The organism is uncultured Phocaeicola sp. (assembly GCF_948499155.1).
In the GTDB taxonomy this organism is placed as follows: domain Bacteria; phylum Bacteroidota; class Bacteroidia; order Bacteroidales; family Bacteroidaceae; genus Phocaeicola; species Phocaeicola faecalis.
The window spans coordinates 68,580-86,848 of the sequence record NZ_CAOOSE010000018.1 but is presented as its reverse complement, the minus strand read 5'-3'; the positions used below and the strand labels follow the sequence as shown (position 1 = coordinate 86,848).

General features: G+C 41.7%; 9 protein-coding genes and 1 pseudogene. 4 read left to right on the top strand and 6 right to left on the bottom strand.

Annotated elements, in window-relative coordinates:
* The 4 genes and pseudogenes from QYT14_RS12965 to QYT14_RS12950 form a co-directional block, all read left to right on the top strand.
* Positions 1–432 (top strand): annotated as a pseudogene (locus tag QYT14_RS12965) (mobilization protein); the annotation flags it as partial.
* Positions 433–886: 454 nt separating this feature from the next.
* Positions 887–1,600 carry a hypothetical protein gene (locus QYT14_RS12960; protein WP_186909353.1) on the top strand — a complete coding sequence of 238 codons (714 nt, stop codon included), beginning with the start codon at positions 887–889 and terminating at the stop codon, positions 1,598–1,600.
* 16 nt (positions 1,601–1,616) lie between these two features.
* A complete protein-coding gene (locus tag QYT14_RS12955) occupies positions 1,617–3,692 on the top strand; it encodes a BACON domain-containing protein (RefSeq protein ID WP_186909352.1) in 2,076 nt (691 codons plus the stop codon).
* A 455-nt stretch (positions 3,693–4,147) separates the two neighbouring features.
* Entirely contained in the window at positions 4,148–6,445 is a 2,298-nt protein-coding gene (locus QYT14_RS12950; RefSeq protein ID WP_288325601.1) for an outer membrane beta-barrel family protein, read from the top strand.
* 266 nt (positions 6,446–6,711) lie between these two features.
* Here the strand turns inward: QYT14_RS12950 and QYT14_RS12945 are convergent, their stop codons facing one another.
* The 6 genes from QYT14_RS12945 to QYT14_RS12920 form a co-directional block, all read right to left on the bottom strand.
* The gene (locus QYT14_RS12945) at positions 6,712–8,817 is read right to left on the bottom strand and encodes a glycoside hydrolase family 2 TIM barrel-domain containing protein (RefSeq protein ID WP_288325602.1); all 2,106 of its coding nucleotides are present in this window, start codon (positions 8,815–8,817) and stop codon (positions 6,712–6,714) included.
* A gap of 36 nt (positions 8,818–8,853) precedes the next feature.
* On the bottom strand, positions 8,854–9,963 hold the full coding sequence (locus QYT14_RS12940) for a glycoside hydrolase family 88 protein (RefSeq protein WP_288325639.1): 1,110 nt from the start codon (positions 9,961–9,963) through the stop codon (positions 8,854–8,856).
* Positions 9,964–9,980: 17 nt separating this feature from the next.
* Entirely contained in the window at positions 9,981–11,423 is a 1,443-nt protein-coding gene (locus QYT14_RS12935) for an alpha-L-fucosidase (RefSeq protein WP_288325603.1), read from the bottom strand.
* Between the two features lie 193 nt (positions 11,424–11,616).
* Positions 11,617–13,551 (bottom strand): RagB/SusD family nutrient uptake outer membrane protein, encoded by a 1,935-nt coding sequence (locus QYT14_RS12930; RefSeq protein ID WP_288325604.1) that lies wholly within the window; start codon positions 13,549–13,551, stop codon positions 11,617–11,619.
* Positions 13,552–13,570: 19 nt separating this feature from the next.
* Positions 13,571–17,020 carry a TonB-dependent receptor gene (locus QYT14_RS12925; protein ID WP_288325605.1) on the bottom strand — a complete coding sequence of 1,150 codons (3,450 nt, stop codon included), beginning with the start codon at positions 17,018–17,020 and terminating at the stop codon, positions 13,571–13,573.
* Positions 17,021–17,187: 167 nt separating this feature from the next.
* A complete protein-coding gene (locus QYT14_RS12920; protein ID WP_288325606.1) occupies positions 17,188–18,201 on the bottom strand; it encodes a FecR family protein in 1,014 nt (337 codons plus the stop codon).
* Between the last annotated feature and the right edge of the window lie 68 nt (positions 18,202–18,269).

Here is an 18,269-nt window from a genome sequence, read left to right as displayed (position 1 = left end):
GGCAGGGAACTTGCCACGGTGCAGACCGACTACATCCAAAAACTGGAAAGGGAAAAGGAGCGGACTGCATATCTGCAAAAATGGACGGAGCGTGCGTGCGGCTGGTTTCCTCTTTTCGCCGACGCGATGCGCATGGAGAGGTACTGCCGTTCGGCAGGCTTCACGCCCGAGCAGACGGACCGGCTTTTCACGTTCCAGCCGTTGGAGTACAGCGGGAACCTTTACTCCGAGGAACACAAGAGAGCCCTCTCCGTGACAGGTGCCACTGCGCAGATGGGAATAGAGCAGGGAGAGAGAGGGAAACGCTTTGTCCTGCGCATCAACGGGAAGAATATCCTCGACTGGTTCAGGGAGCAGTTCGAGAGGCTGCTCCGACGGATACGGCCAACGATACAGCAACCGCAACGGAAAAACAAGGGATTCAAACTGTAATGACTATAAATACTTATGTGCCAACATAAAAAATGCAGGAAATATTATTGCGCTTCCTACATTTTTCATATTTTTGCATTTGAAGAGAGGAAACTCCCTTCAAGACATTTTAGAATTTGAAGAAGCGTTATGCTGAACTCTTGCGAGTGAAAACCTGAGAAATTTTCAAAGATGACAAGAACGGCATAGTGGTTCTCACGCATATAGCGTGGGCTGCTATAACCATATCTGTCATCAAAGGTTTTCTCAGGACCTCCAATTTAAGACGTGGCATGCAGTTCCACGCTTCACGTTTAAATAGAAATCTTCCAAGGGACTGGGAAGAGCATGGAGGACTCACAGTATGTATATCTTGCGGCATCCGGCTTCTTTGTCCGACTATTTCCTAAAGGAAACGACCCGTTTCACTTGCCTTTATATTCAACCTTTGTCATTTTATTAAACGAAGTTCCATATGCCAACGATTGATATCATTAGCATTATCAATACTTTTGCCACTGCCATAACAGCTCTTGCCACCTGGAAAGCATTCCGTATGGCATATAAAGCCTATCGGCAATCTCATGAACTAAAAAGAATTACATCTTTTGATTCACTATTCGCACAACTCATGAGCAATCAGCTCTCCCTGTTCGGCAACAACCTGAGCAAGACACGGGTAAATAACCGCTTTGAAGCATGGTTGTCAGACATAAAAAAGGATGAAGATGTGTTCACGAATTTCTTCCATTTCTTTGACCATAATACAGGGCGGTTCAGCAGCATGCATCCTATATCTCCGTGCCGTCTTAATGAACATATATGGCAAAGGTTTCAAAGACAGATAAAAGACTTCGAGAACTTTAACAGATGCTTCAAGTACCTTTATCATGAAATGCAGACCATCCTACTACAGAAAGATTTATGTAAAAGTAAAAAAATGGAGTATACTAAAATCATACAGTGTAGCATGAACGACAGCCAGTTATTTTCCTATCTAATTAACCAGATAATATTCTTCCACATGGAACATTCAAACAGAGGGCAAGAATATATAGACTGGCTGAAAGAATGCGGTTTCTTTGATGATATGTACAAGAAAGAGGAATACCGCACAGTCATCAACCGACTGGGCCCGAGTCTGTGCCGAAAATACATCAGCGATAGTGTATATTCACGATATAACTAACTTAAAATAAAAGGATATGGGAAATTTAAAATCAAAATTATTCATCTGTTCCGGGCTTGTCGCATACCTGCTGTTCGGGCAGGGATGTAGCGATGACAAGGAATCCGACATGCCCATCACTATTCCTTCCACCGAGGACACACAGCCTACGTTACAAAAAGACGGAGGCAGCACCACTTTTTCTTTCAACGCTCCTCAGGCATGGAGCGTGTCCGTTACGGAAACGACAGCAGCCCGTTCCGCCTCATGGCTGAAAGTGCATCCGACAAGCGGTGCTGCAGGGGATGCGACAATAACCATCACCGCAGAACCGAACGCCACCGGAGAGACAAGAACCGCCGAAGTAACCATCAGAAGCGGCAGCCAAACGGAAACGGTTACCGTCACGCAGGACTATTCCAACTTCATCACGCTTGAGCAAAGGGAGATTGTGGCAGGTTCGGAAGAACAGACCGTCACGCTTGACATCACGAGCACCATGGAATACGAAGTGCTGATACCCGACAGCGTAGACTGGATAACGGACGGAGGAAACACACGTGCCGTCACCACCCACAGCCATATGCTTACCATTGCGGCCAACAGCAGTTATGACCCGAGGCAGACGGAAGTTGTATTCCGTGGAAAGACGGACGCTACACTGGCAGACACAGTGAAGGTGTATCAGGCCTATAAGGGTGCGATTGTGGTGGCGAAGAATGAATACGAAGTGGATGCCGTAGGCGGTGCGCTGGATTTCAAGGTGCAGACCAATCTTGATTTGGAGGTGACGGTTTCCGCCGACTGGATAAAGCAGGTGCAAGGGCGTACCCGCGGACTGGTGGAAAAGGACTTGTTTTTTGACATCTCCCCCAATGAGAGCGACTCAGTCGGACGGGAGGCAACCATCACCATCAAAGGAAAGGACACGGGAATATCGCAAGACATACTGGTAAGGCAGACCGCCTACGTTCCGGTACTTGATACGGTAATTTACCGCACGGGATATATATGGGAGGAAGCACATGACAATCTGCCATTACTTTACTATGCCTATGTGGAACGGGAAAGACATTATACCAATGGGAAAGTCTATACAGACAGATTTGTGGATTTAGGACATACAGTGGAATCATCTGCATTTATTGATCCGGTAGACCTCTATCCGGGCAAAGCGGATTGGGGAAATATCTTTTGGGACGAATATACGCAAAACGTGAACGACAGCCTTTGGGTATTTTACCATACTACTACCATACCGGATGTCTCCACGTTGCACTGGGGAGAAGAGTTCGATGATGGCTATACTGGTTCAGCCCCGGGAGAGTGGGAGAACTATGTTGTCAGTAAACTATACGATGATAACGTCAATAACCCAGAGGCCAAGGCCATTCAAGACCAATGGGAAAAGACATCTCTGCCCACCGGATGGTACTTTATAGACACTACTCACCAAAAGAGAAAATTGGTAGAATCATCGGCAGAAGGCTGGGTGGCAAGATTGACACTCAAAGCACGTTTCTACGATCAGTTTCTCGTGATAGACGGCAAGAGAATTGATTTCCTAGCCCACCTGCCGGAAAATATATGGAACGTGTTCGTGAAAGAAGTGCCTGAATCCTCCGGACACGGGATGGGCATTCAATACACCTACGAGTGCAAGTCGCGCTTTATGGAGCGCAATTTCTACATAGCCTGCCATGAAATCGTCTACAGCCACAACGACCCAGACGAGGTGTTTTATTACGACTACTTGAGGATGGAACTCAACGGAAATTCGGGAGGCTGGAACGATGCGGATGGCTACGGTCACTCTATGTCATCCGGTAGGCATCCTGAAGCAGTATTCATTATCTATGCCAATCACCAACCAATTATATCGACCGACTGTAACTGGATGACGGTGGAAAAAATCGAACAGGGAGAAAAAAACGAGCAATACAGCGGCAACCACGTCACTGTATACCAATGGAAGATAAGCATCCCAATAGCCGAAAACACTACCAGTACGGACCGCACTGCCCACCTATACCTGAAAGACACGAAAGGAAATGTGATGCAGACCTGTACAATTATCCAGCAAGACGGAGAGTATGAACATATAAGACACTAGATTTTTCTAATGATTAAAGTTTGTCAGACGGAAAAGAAAATATATTGGAAGGTAAAAGAGAATAACACCTTATTTTGTTTCGTTTTTATAGATATTCGGTAAATAGTATAAAAAGCCAACTAATTAATACTTAAAGTATTGTAAATTAGTTGGCTTTTTTGTATCTTTATATGTTATCTTATTTTTTAGGAGCATTTACTAAACATCCACTTTTATAATGCAAATATTTATTCCTATTTTCTTTTAGATACACCATTTGTATGTAAATTGTATGTTCTATTATTTATATTATCCTATCTTTTAAATGGTAAAATAAAGTAAATCAGATAATTAAGTAAAACATAAAGGACTACAATATATTAACCTAATGTTAACCTGCCATTAACCACATATAAAGAAAAGTATCTCTACTTTTACTCCGTCAAAGTTAAAGAAAATATTAAAAACAAACAGATATGAAAAAGCAAATTATTATCGGTATCGTATTATTTCTAATCTGTGCCGCGCAAAGTGCCACAGCACAGACCGTCAGCGGGAAGGTGACGGACACTGATGCGCATGCCATTGATGGCGCCACAGTGATACTGCAAAATATCGACTCCACCTTTATAGATGCACTCATCACAGACAGTACCGGATATTTTCAGTTCAACCGACAACCGGTTCGATATCGATTGATATTCCAACATATTTTATACACAACCTGCCAACAAGAAGGAACGGGTAGTGACGCAGGTACAATTATTCTGTCAGGCAAAAATTACACACTGGATGAGGTGGTAATAAAAGGGAAACAGCCACTTGTGAAGGTAGAAGAAGGAAAACTCTCTTATGATTTGTCATGGCTAGCCGAACATAAAGTCGTGAGCAATGCTTACGAAAGTCTGCAACAGCTTCCCGGTATACAGGAAATCAATGGCAATCTTTCACTGGCAGGTGCAACGGAACTCAGCATTATCCTAAACGGCAAACCGACTACGATGAACAATGAACAACTGGTCAACCTATTGAAAAACACGCCAGCCTCACGTGTGGAGAAAGCTGAAGTAATGTATAGTGCTCCTCCTCAATACCATGTCAGAGGAGCAGCCATCAACCTGACTCTGAAAGGCTACCGTGCCGGAGAGGGCGGACTGCAGGGAGAAGTAAAAGCCGGATACTTGCATGACTACAAGAACGGTGCACAGGGTGGCCTCAGCCTGTTATATACCCACCCGAAATGGAATATCGACCTTCTGTACAACACTCAATACCGCCGGCACAGACAACAGACGAATACATATTCCCGCCATACCCTAAACGATAAGATATATGATATACACCAGCAGGGAGTCATTGACAATAATGAAATGACCCATAATATTCGCGTAGGGACTGAATACAAAACAAATAAAGGAAATAACATTAGTCTGGCCTATACCAGTGCCTTTACTCCCGACAGAAGAAGCCATGCGGCCTCCGACGGAAACTTTGCCACATCTGACAATCGCACTACGGCAGACAAACGAATGCATAACCTGGCATTGGACTATATGTCACCCATTGGACTGAAAGCCGGAGTGAACTATACTTCTTACCGATCAGAAAGCAATCAGGATTTTACCAATAAAGACAGAGAGGAAAGTGTCAACCGTTTCCAGACTACAAGTGGTCAGAACATAGACCGCTGGAAAGTATACATAGACCGAGAACATAACATGAAAAATATCGGTACACTGAGCTACGGAGCTTCATTGACTTATGCCAACGATCACAATACGCAGTTTTATCACGCTGTCGGCACCACTGACATGAGCCAACTGAATACAGACAGCCATTACGAAGAATACACCTGTGACCTATACGCGGGATTCGGCAAAAGTATAGGAGAACGGCTTTCATTCAATGCCTCCGTAACCGGAGAATACTATAAGATGGGCAATTATCATGCCTGGTCTATTCATCCGGCAGCAACAATGACTTATGTAGCAGGCCCCTCACATATCCTGCAACTCTCGTTTACTTCGGACAAGACTTATCCCGGTTACTGGGATTTAAGTGAAAGCACCGGCTATATCAGCGGCTACGAAGAAGTTCAAGGCAATCCGATGCTAAAACCATCCACTGATTATTCGCTCAACCTGAATTATATCTTGAAGAATAAATATATTTTCAGTATAGCCTACGACTATGAACCTCACAGATTCGAGCAGTTGGCCTACCAGAGCACCGAACGACTTACTCTGATTTATAAAATGCTGAATTGGGATTATCAACAAAGTTTCTCGACAACAACCATCCTTCCGTTCAAAATAGGCAGCCGGCTGGAGAGTCGTGCCACTATGCAGGCCATCTACCATCAGACTAAATGCGACAACTTCTTCGACATTTCTTTTAATCATAACAAATGGACCGCCCTAGGAATGTTGCAAAACAATATCATCCTTTCCAATCATCCCGACATCCGTATGGAACTGACCGGTCTGTATCTGAGTCCCTCCATTCAGGGAAGCTATACACTGAATAGTGTATGGGCCGTCAATGCCGGACTACGTTGGAATTTTGCCAATCAGAAAGCCGGCCTAATATTAAAAGCTAATGATATATTCAATTCAATGCAAGGGAATATAGATATCACTTTGCGAAACCGAGGACAATATATGGATATGCACAACAACAGCTATTCACGTCATATTATGCTGACCTTCAACTATATATTCGGAGGGTACAAGAAAAAGAAACATGAAGTGGTAGATACGTCACGATTCAAATAAACAGCTACCCAATAAAAGACCGTGAAGTTTTAAAAAAAGACCATGAAGTATTCAAAAAAGACCTTGAAGTTTTCCGAAAACTCCAAGGTCTTTTTGGGGGAAGGGAAAAGAGATTGTACAAGTAGGAAGTACAATCATTCTGAATACCTAACCGAAGTTTGTGAAATCCGCTTTCACACATAACGCGCTCATCTTTCACAAAACGCAACTGACGATCAGCAGGTTATCTTTTGTTTTGTGTGAAAGCAGTTTAGACAACATTTATTCTACAACCCGAAATGCTCGTTTTTGTTTTCGTAGACTTCCGTCCCTCTGTTCTTCTCGCCTGAATAGTTCCATTCTATTTCATCCGTATACTCTTTTCCATCGCGAGACACAACAGCCTTCAGCATATTTTTGCCGTCAGACAAAGTAACATGGTCAAAAACATAATGCACATCAGTATAACCTTTACGAATACCTTGCAGTTCCTGTCCATTCAGATATACCCTCGGCATACCGATATTGGAATATACCGTTACTGAAGTCTCCTTCTTTTCACGCTCCACATTGCGTCGCTGAGTCAAATGCAAAACAGGCTCTTTACTCCAATTTGCCTTATACCAAAAATAAGAATCCTTCTTGGTTTTACGGTCGAAAGTCATCAGTCCTTTCATGTTACGTCCAGGGATGCCACCACGGTTAGCCATCGGCGTAGCAAAATCAAAAGTATTCCATAAATAAGAAGCAATGATATAAGGATGCTTAGCTATCACACTCCATTGATATTCATGCGTCTTCGTTTGGAAAGTCTCAGGATAATAAGGCTTGGTCCAGTTGAGAGATTGTCCCAGATATTCAGTCTGGTGATAGATATTGGCATCAGCGCCATATTCGCTCAGCATCAGTTTCTCGTACGGATATTTCTCTTCCAGGCCTTCCACCCATGCATCAATATCCTGAATTTTCTTTTCATACCATCCAAAGTACCGATTCATACCCTGAATATCAGCATTCAAATTCACCGGATGTTCCATGTGCCCGTAACCATTCACCGAAACCGTATAGCGGTCGGGATCTTCCGTCTTGGCCAAATCATGAAGAGCGGCAGTCAACTGCGATGTATATTCGTGAGGATGATACACCTCATTGTGCAACCCCCATACATAGATAGAAGGATGATTGAAATTCTGACGAATCAATTCGCGAAGCTGACTTTGCGCATTCTCTGCCTCATAACCGGTGACACGGTTCACAAAAGGAATTTCAGCCCAGATAATCAGTCCCAAAGAATCGCAGCGGGAATATAAATAATCTGACTGTTGATAATGGGCAAAACGGACAGTGGTAGCCCCCACGTCCATTATCTGCGCCAAATCAAAGTCATGGTTTTCATTCTTCAGCGCACTTCCCAGTCCCCACCAGTCCTGATGGCGACAAACTCCATACATAGGATATTTCTCTCCGTTCAGATAGAAACCTTTGCCGGCAACAATCTCATACTTGCGCACCCCCAAAGGCTGAATCACTTCATCAATCACCTTTCCATCCTGCATCAGGCGTGAAACCACCTTATAAAGATAAGGGTCTTCCCGTCCCTGCCACAAATGCGGATTGCTCATTTTAAAGTTTGAGACATAAGCCTGTGTACCTTGAGGTGTCAATTCGATATTCTGTTTTTGAGAAGCAACCTTCTTTCCTTCCTGCGTGTAAATCGTATTTTCAAGAATCACAGGAACAGGCTGCAACGCGGCGTTATCCAATTTGACTTTTACGGCAATATCGGCCGAACGTTTCGATACATTCTTCTGAGTGATATAAACACCCGCGGAAGCACAATCGTTAACAGCGATGCTAGTCTTTTCGGTCACAACCAACCACACCGGACGATAGATACCCCCATAAACACCAAACAAGACATGGTTCACCGGAATAACATCGGGACGAGACTTATTGTCAGCCTTTACCACAATTTCATTATCCGCACCCGGTTTCAATGACGTACCGATTTCAACCATAAAAGCAGAATATCCCCCCTTATGTGTTCCCGTCACCTTCCCGTTTACATATACTTCCGCACAAGCACCTACCCCTTCAAAACGCAAAAACACACGCTTGTCTTTCAACTCCTCGGGACAGAAAAAGTTTTTCTTGTAGTATCCCGCTCCTTCGTAGAAATTATTATACTGCACCTGCATATCCTTGGCATTCCATGTATGCGGTATTTCCACTGCTTCCCATTTACCGTTCCATTGGGCAGCCGCCTTCATTGCATCGGTAGAAAAAGGGCCTTTTTTAAACTGCCAACCGGTATTGAAAGAGGTGACATCGCGAGCGATGGCATTTCCTGCAACAAACAAACCGGCCAACAACAGACTTACTAACTTCTTCATCTATACTAAATATTCTTTTAAACTTTAAGACTTTATTTATTGCGCCATTTTATAAATTTGATTTCCGGCCAGCAGAAAAGCACCTACACCATACACTTCTGTCATGTCACGGGTGACTTTACGCGGATCGGCTCCGATGGGTTGCACATAGCCCAACTTACCTTCTGCCGAAACAGCATCAAGCATCGCCTGCCAGCCTTTCACCACAACGGGAGTAAACTTATCCTTATCCAACAAGCCCTCGTTTATGCCATAAGCCAGTGCATAAACAATAAAGCCGGTAGCACTGGTCTCGGGAGACGGGTACGACCCGGGGTCGAGCAAACTGGCATGCCAGTAACCATCCTTACTCTGCAATTCAGCTACACGTGTAGACAAAGTTACAAACAATTCCTCATAGAACCGGCGGTTCTTATCCTTTTCAGGCAAAGCTTGCAAGATTTCACTCAGTCCGCCCAATACCCAACCATTGCCACGACCCCAAAACACCTTCTTGCCGTTGGCTTCTTTCTTATTAAAATAACGAGAATCACGATAGAAGAGATTTTCTTCCTTATCGAACAGAAAATCGTAAGTAGCTTTATACTCACGATTTAGAAAATCAATATATTTCTTATCACCGGTCATCGTATAAAGCTTGGCATACACCGGAGGAGCCATAAACAAAGCATCACACCATGACCAGCGGTCAAGTGTCTCGATACGGCCATAATCCAGTTCCAAATTTCCCTTCGCCGGATGATTAATCACCCAATCGGTACGGGCCAACGTGTGCCACATCATTCTTTCCTTACCATATTTCTTATATAAATCGATGTACACCTGTGCCACTGCAATAAAATCAGCATGATACATCCATTGTCCCAACTGGTAATGATTACGGTTACCAATGCGCAGCAACCACTGATAATAGAAATCATAATTGTCTTCCTTTTCACTCAGTTCAGCCCAATCCACCATTCCCGCATAAAGAACAGCATGAGTCCATGACACATCATCATGTTCATGACCGGTATTGGGATGAGCTATCTGCCAATCCGCCACCTTACGCATCATATTTTTCGTTTCCACCTTCGTAAAAGGAATCCGGGCGAAAACGGAAACAGAGAACAGCACTGCAAGTGCTGTTCCCCATACCCTATTTATATAATTCATCTTTCCCATCAAGTTAAAGCATCACGATATTTATCCGCGGCACCAACAGCCTCTTTTATCTGTAGTTTGATGACAAATGGTTCGCCGGGGTCCTGTGCAGGCATATCTACATTATACTCATTTCGTGCCGTCTCCACCACCTTCACTTCTTTTCCATTCAGCAATACAGCTTTCACTACTTGAGTACCTTTCGGCGTTTTCACTGTCAGATGCTTTGAATAAGGTGGATTGAAGACAACCATGTAGACATCCGCTCCTTTGCGGGTGTAATATCCCCAAGGCTGTTTCTCCCAACCAGCATAGTCACAACCATAAATGCATGTTCCGTTCTTCTTCATCCAAGTCCCGATGGATTTAGCCAACTCCTTCTCTTCCGAACGGAAATCCCCATCCGCCTGAGGACCGAAGTTTACAACCATATTTCCACCCATAGACACAGCATGAACAATACGTTCAAGCACCTCTACCGGCGTCTTGACATAACTGAGAGACCAGTCTTTATGATATCCCCATTGATTTTCGGGTACTGTCATACAGGCTTCCCAATCCCAACGGGTCACTTTCAAGTCCTTCACCGGGTCGGGCAAACGACGTTCGTAACCGGATTCATAATCTCCCATCAAGTGACCATTACTATCAAAATGACGTTTTCCGTAGTCATCGGCACGCAAACGGCTGTTGATTGTCACACCCGGAAGCATTTCTTTCAGCATACGCTCCACATGAGCCGTCCACCAACCATTTTTCTTAATGCTGGCATCCCAGGTGCCGTCAAACCAAAAGTCTTTTACTGTCGGATAACGGGTTGCAAGTTCCTTCAGTTGATTATCTGTAAACGTCAGAAAACGGCTGAAAGCAGCACTGTCCTCAGGAGTCTTCACGTCATAACGCCAATCCGGGTGACTCCAATCCATCACCGAGAAATAGAAATGTACATCAATGCCCTCATCGTTATACGCCTTTATCATTTCTCCCAAAAGGTCTTTCTTGTATGGGGTATTTGCTACTGTGTTTTCTGTATACTTACTGGGCCAGAGGCAAAAACCCTCATGGTGCTTAGTGGTAATCTTCACATAACGCACTCCCATTTCTTTGGCCATCTTTGCCCACTTCTTGGCATCAAACTTCGTCGGATTCCATTGTTTCATCAATTCCAGCCACTCGCCTGACGGAACTTTTGCCCATGACTTCAACCATTCGGCAGCTCCCGGATAGACCTTGCCATTCCATTCACCCCCGGGAATAGCATACAGCCCCCAGTGGATAAAAGCACCCAGACGGTTATCGCGAAATTTCTGCATATCCGCATCATAGCGTTTGCCTAAACGGTCAGCACCATAATTTAAAGGAATTTCCTGTTCGGCAGGTAATAATTTATGGCTGTGCTGAGCAGATGCTCCTGCTGCCAATAATGAGAATAAGATGAAAGTCTTTAAGAATTTGTTTTTCATGTTCAATAAATAAAGGAATTATAATTAAGATTGTCTATGAAGACTATGCAAAAGTAACAAGAGCAACCGAATACGACTTGCCATTTTTGTTGCCATTACCTACACATATTGTCCTCAGAAAGAAAAATGATTAAAAAAAGATGCCCTGCAAGGGCTACAAGGCATCTTTTTACGGTAGAAGGTTTTAATAGAATTATTTATCATTCTCTGCCTCTTCCCAACCTGGATTTTGTTCGAGCTGCGGATTCATGGTTATTTCCTCACGAGGGATAGGCCATAAATAACGATAGTCTTCCCATGGCAGAGTGCCTTTTATAGTATATTTATAAGGACTCTTCGGATAGCAGATAATAAATCCATCTTCATCCAAAAAGATATCCTTGTCTACAGTAGCCTTAGTTGCACTAAAACGTTCTGCTCCCGGCTTACTTGTATCCTTCTTCTCATATTTGCCGCTATATAATTCCAGCATCTCATCAGTCATCCGCATACCGCGCAAAGGCACTGTCAGAAGTTTACCTGCCTTCCAACGCATCAAGTCTTCATAACGATGATTTTCCATAGCCAATTCCACGCGACGTTCACGGCGGATTTCGCGAAGCAACGGACTAACCGGATAATCCAATTTTTCTGCATAGATTTTATCCAAACGTGGGTCTGCCGGTTCTTGTCCTACCACCAATTTTGAGGTTGGATATTTTGCAAAATCAAATCCAGCTCGTTCACGTAAAGCATTAATCGTCATATCAACATCTGCTTGTGACAAAGTTCCTTCTAGTTCATATTTAGCCTCAGCATACATTAATAACAGCTCGCCATAACGGAACTCGATAGCAGCCTGAATACCGTTAGTCGTACGGTCTTGTTCTTCCATGTCACCCATCCAATGTTTAATAACACGATATCCGGTTACAGTAGAACCGCTTGTGTTATAATTAATCTTCGGATAATTAATACCATTCTCCTCCAAAGAAACGATGCCTCCTTCATAGATAGTAACATGTTCTCCAGGACGACAAATGGTTTGCACCAGACGAGGGTCACGATTTTCCAACTCTCTCCACATTCCGTAACCTTCAAAATTTGGATTTTCTTCATAGTTACCTTCGGAACCACCTATATAAATAGGTCTTCCGTCAACACACAAATATTCATCAATAAACCCTCGGGTTGCTCCCATTGATTGACGGTTACTATTATTTTGGTCATAATAACGCTGAAAAGCATGACCAAATTCATCCTGAATATAAGTACGACCTAAAATAACTTCTTTATTATTAGAAAAATCATAGGCCGTAAACATCTTCCAATAAGACTCTCCTGAATTGTCTGTATATAAAGAATATTTGCCTAGCAATTCATTACAAGCTGTAACACATTCCTGTAAGAACTTAGTTCCATTTAAATTTAGTTCCTTATGATATTTACGATAAGTACCTTCGAACAAACAAATACGAGCTTTTAAAAAATTAGCCATATCCTTATTCAAACGACCACTTTCTTCTTTTCCTTTTTGCGGCAAGCCGGCAACGGCTTTATTAATACACATCAGCAAAGAATCCATAACCTCTTCACGTGAATTACGTGGAGCATACAATTCTTCTGAGTCTACATTTAAGTCACGAGTCAACCAAGGCACATCACCGAAAAATAACACCTTTTTATAATAATCAAGAGCTTTGAAAAAGTAAGCCTCACCTGCATATTGTTCCAACTTCTGAGCAGGAAGATTACTACGTTGATAACGTTGTAAAAAGAAATTAATAGTTCGTAAATTTGTCCAGCTCCATCCACCACTTCCTGCCCCGGTAGGAATTTTATTTAACCCTGCCAATTCTTTTGGTTCACTACCTGTACGTACACAGTTATCTGAATAAAAATCACCATAAGCCAAAGGACTTCCTGTCACCGGAAGCGGAGTAATATATTTATCTTGCGACCATCCATCACCATGCCCTTTTATATAAGCAGGATAGAGTTTATTTAAATAAAGTTTCAAATCACTTTCTGTCTGCCAGAAATTCTCATCTGTCACATTATCCAAAGGATAACGTTCCATAAAATCATCATTACATCCTACAAGCATGGAAACTAATCCCAACGCCAATATATATTTTTTTATTTTCATAATCTTTTTCTTTTTAAAATTAGAAATTAATCTGTGCACCGACTGATACAGAGCGCATCATCGGGTAAGATGAAGAAATTGATTCCGGGTCAAAAACATCAGGCACACCTGAAATTTCAAATAAATTATAACCGGAAAGATTCAAAGTAACACTATTCATTCCTACTTTAGTAACCCATGACTTAGGCAAGCTATAACCCAAAGACAAAGTTTTTAAACGAATATATGCAGCATTGTACAAATTTCCTGTATGTGCAATGCTTGAATTCTGAGTTCTGCCATACATATGATATTTCGCATTAGTGCGGTCAGGACGCCATGAATTATTATAAGTATCACGGTTTCCGGAAGTATTGTTTCCGCCCCATAAAGCACGATCCGTTATACAAACATCACGCTTAGCAACTCCTTGGAAGAAAATGCCGAGAGATATATTCTTCCATGAGACATTACCATTTAATCCAAAACGGAAACGCGGAGTACTGTTACCAATAACTTTGCGGTCACCCGGATTATAAATAGTATTCTGTCCTGTAGAAACTTTACCATCTGCGCCTACACTGCTTCTGTGCTCATCATCACTTTCTTTTCCCCCATAATCCTCAAAACGAAGATCGCCCGGATACCATGTAGAGCCTAAATCAGACTGTGAAGCGCCTTGTAATATTTGTTTTCCATTTTCATCTGTTACAAAATCATCTTCTTGCAAAATACCTAAACTGTTATATCCCCATATTTCACCCATCGTTTTACCCGCATATAGAGAAGAAAGTAATTTATTAGGATTACCATCAAAGCGAACGACCTTGGTTATATAGTCAGACAAAACAAAGCTTACATCGTAATTTAATCCATTAGCCAAACGGTCTTTCCATTTCAAACTCAATTCCCATCCATTTGTGCGCAATACACCTGAATTCTTTTTAGGTGCCGAAGCGCCCAAGACACTAGGATACTTGTCACCTGCCATTAAAATATCTTTAGTCCGACGAGAGTACCAATCAAAAGTCAAATCCAAACGATTTCCCAATAAAGCCACATCAATACCGAAATCAATAGTCGTTGCTGTTTCCCAAGTCAAATTTGGAGAAATCAATCCCGAAGGAGAAATGCCCATTGGACGACTTCCCCCCATATTCCAACTTACAAAACCAACGCTACCATATTCGGGGATATATGCATAATTAGAAACATTCTGATTACCCAAGGAGCCCCATGAAGCTCTTAACTTCAAGTTGTCCAACCAAGTGCAATTATTTTTTATAAAGGATTCTTCAGAAACTCTCCAACCGGCGGAGAAAGAAGGGAAAAATTTGAATCGGTCTTCCTTGCGGAAACGTGAAGTACCATCATAACGACCATTGAACTCAAACAGATAACGATCATTAAAAATATAATTAACACGAGCAAAAGCTCCACGAATAGCCCAATGTTCTGCACTATCATAAGCATATTGATTGCCAGTAGCAGCATTTATCACTGGAATATTAGGAGTTAAAATACCCTGAGCCTTAGCTCCTGTATAACGATAAGTATACCATTCCTGATTAAAACCTGCTACAGCTCCTACATAATGTTTTCCAAATGTTTTATCAAAATTAGCATAAGCATTGATAGTATAATAATCAGAATGAGTTACCTGTTCTAAAATGCTGGAAGGATCAGTGTGAGTTTTCACAGTAGATGTCCAGTTATCTACCACATACTCACGAGTTGGAATTACTTCTTTATAATAATATTCATTTGGGCGATAAGAAAACTCACCTTTCAAACTCAACCCGTCCATCAACGTTATAGTAGGATTGATACTGAACACCGCATTGGTACGTTTCGTTTCTTTTGTAGCTCCATAGGCCAACCAACCTATAATATTATCAGTCCACATTTCGCCCATGGGATCTGTTGCAGCAGTTTTCACCGGTGCACACACATTACGTTCCGGTTCTCCCATCATAGCAGACCATAAAGACCCCTTCTGTGCATTAATATATGGTTCATCCAAATTAGAAACATTATAACTAATCTTAGCATTGATTTTAAACCACTTGGTAATTTCTGAATCGATACTCATCAATCCATTAAAACGATTTTGCTTATCTGTATTTATTTTATACATTCCTTCTTGATGCTGATATCCCAAGGACAAATAATAACGGCTTTTGGCAGTTCCACCACTAATACTGGCCGTATGTTTTTGCAATGGTGTCCAGTCTCTTACAACTTCTTCAAACGGATTCATGCTTGAAACCCATGAAAATTTTGATGTACTTCCCTGCTGATAAATCCAAGCATTTTCTGCTGTAGGATTTTCCATCCATTTTTTCTTGGCTTCCAATAACTGCATACTCCAATCCGAAACAGAGTTACCAGTCCATTCTGTACGTTCATTTTCAGCCAATTGCAATGTATAAGCATCCATAATATCAGGACGATGCGATGGAGTGTTCCACTGCATACTAAAATTATAAGTAACTGTTGGCCTTTGTTCTTTTTGACCAGACTTAGTGGTAACCAACATTACACCATACGTAGCACGAGCACCATAAATAGCAGCCGAAGCAGCATCCTTTAATAAAGAAATGCTTTCAATATCATTAGGATTCAACATATTAAGATAAGTGGCATCCATTTGTATACCATCAACCAAAATCAATGGACTACCTTCATCAACCTGCCATTTGCCATCTGAATCCTGACTCATTGACGTACCTCCACGAACGTTAAAAGAAGGAACTGCTCCAGGGGAAGCACTTGTTGCTGAAACATTCAAATTAGGAATAACACCTTGCAAAGCCTGGCCAATGTTAGCAACCGGTTTATTTGCAAGAGCTTCACTCGAAACAGAAGCTACAGCCCCGGTCAAGTTCACTTTTTTCTGAGTACCAAAACCTACTACAACCACTTCGTCCAATGTTTTGGAATCTTCCACCAAACAAATCTCGGTTTTAGTTCCCGCTTTTATGGTCTGTGGAACATAGCCAATATAAGACACCAAAAGACTTGCATCTTTAGAGACACTCAACTGATAATTACCGTCAATATCTGTAATTACACCATTAACAGTACCTTTTTCTACAACATTTGCCCCAATAATCGGCTCACCTGTAGCATCGACAACTTTTCCTTTAACTGTCACCTTACCACCTTGTGTTCCTGTGCTCTTCTTATTGCTAGGAAACAATACGATTTGGGAATTTGTTATTTCAAAACCGATTCCGACCGAATTCAACATTTTATCCATAGCCTTGCGAACAGTTTCATTCTGTACGGAAAGGCTAACCTTAACCTTAATATTGACTTCAGCGGGATTATAAAAAAATGTATAGCCACTAGCTTTCTCTACTTTCGGCATAGCCTCTGATAGAGGAATATTTGAGAAAGAAAGGGAGAAACGCTTTTCTGTTTGGGCCATTAGAAAGGTTGTACAAAAAAGCATTAAAATAAATGCGGAATATTTCTTTAAATTCATATTTTTGTAGATTATAAAGTTAACTAGTGGGGAATAAATGCCTAGAACGACCAAATTCTTTATTCATTCCTCCGGTTAATAATTAATTTAACTCATGTAGAAGAGGGAATGCTAACCTATTTAGCTTCCCTTTTTTATATCATCAATGTTTCATAGGCATCATGTTTTTAAGGGTTAGTACTAGATATTTCTTTTATGGTTAACACATTATGTTCATCGAAATTGTATTCTAATGGATTCAGGCGTGCCATAATACGTACAATTTCCTCTAATGTTTCATGACGTAGAGTAAAACTATAAATATATTTATCAGACAAAGATGGAGCCAGATTAATCTTCACACTATACCATTTAGAAAGGAAGCGACAAATATACCCCAAAGACTCTCCATTAAATATAATCTTATCATTAGCCCACGAAGTCATAAAGTGGACATCTCCTCTTTCAATTGAAAGGGCATTGTTCAGCTTATTAAATGTTGCCATTTCACCCGGTTGCATAAGACGATGCTCTTTAGACGTCTCCAATGATACAGAGCCTTCTACAAGCCCCACGTATGTATTAGTAGAGTCAGGATGAAAAGTAACATTAAACTTTGTTCCATGTACAACCACTTTCATACCTTCAGTCTCCACTACGAAAGGATGATCTTTATCATGCTTAACATCAAAATATGCTTCACCCAAGAGATTGACCAGACGTGAGTTATCATTAAAGTCCGTATGCAAGGAAAGGGAAGTATTGGTATGCAGACACACTTGAGTGCCATCTGACAGATAAACTTTTGACTTACCACTTAAGTTTGTATAAACCTGAGCACCCGATTCCGGACGTCCCAAATTTATACCTATATATAATGTACAAGAGAGGACTATAAGCAAAAAAACAGAAGCAACAGCAGCATAGCGTTTGAAAGATACAAAACGAGTCTTATGAACAGAAGGTTCAGCTTTTACCTCTGTAGCCTTCATGCGCTTCGATAACTCTTGCCAATAATAATTAGTATCGGGAGTATAATCAACAGCATTTTCCTGCACCCTTTGCCACAACATTTGCAACTCCTCAAAAATTACCCTATGGTTATCCTCAGCCAACCACACGGTCAAGTCGTGTTCTTCTTCAGCTGTAATGTCGTGTTTCAGCTTTTGAATAATTAGAATCCAGGGTATTTCTTTTTTCATTTCGTATGTCTTTTTAGCTTTTTACAACTGTATGACACTTTAAAATGAAATAACCCTTATTCAAAAAA

What these genes read in the sequence shown, in the direction of transcription:
- QYT14_RS12950 (WP_288325601.1), top strand. Translation starts at nt 4,148, where the DNA reads ATGAAAAAGCAAATTATTATCGGTATCGTATTATTTCTAATCTGTGCC.
- QYT14_RS12920 (WP_288325606.1), bottom strand. Translation starts at nt 18,201, where the DNA reads ATGAAAAAAGAAATACCCTGGATTCTAATTATTCAAAAGCTGAAACAC.
- QYT14_RS12925 (WP_288325605.1), bottom strand. Translation starts at nt 17,020, where the DNA reads ATGAATTTAAAGAAATATTCCGCATTTATTTTAATGCTTTTTTGTACA.
- QYT14_RS12935 (WP_288325603.1), bottom strand. Translation starts at nt 11,423, where the DNA reads ATGAAAAACAAATTCTTAAAGACTTTCATCTTATTCTCATTATTGGCA.
- QYT14_RS12955 (WP_186909352.1), top strand. Translation starts at nt 1,617, where the DNA reads ATGGGAAATTTAAAATCAAAATTATTCATCTGTTCCGGGCTTGTCGCA.
- QYT14_RS12930 (WP_288325604.1), bottom strand. Translation starts at nt 13,551, where the DNA reads ATGAAAATAAAAAAATATATATTGGCGTTGGGATTAGTTTCCATGCTT.
- QYT14_RS12960 (WP_186909353.1), top strand. Translation starts at nt 887, where the DNA reads ATGCCAACGATTGATATCATTAGCATTATCAATACTTTTGCCACTGCC.
- QYT14_RS12945 (WP_288325602.1), bottom strand. Translation starts at nt 8,817, where the DNA reads ATGAAGAAGTTAGTAAGTCTGTTGTTGGCCGGTTTGTTTGTTGCAGGA.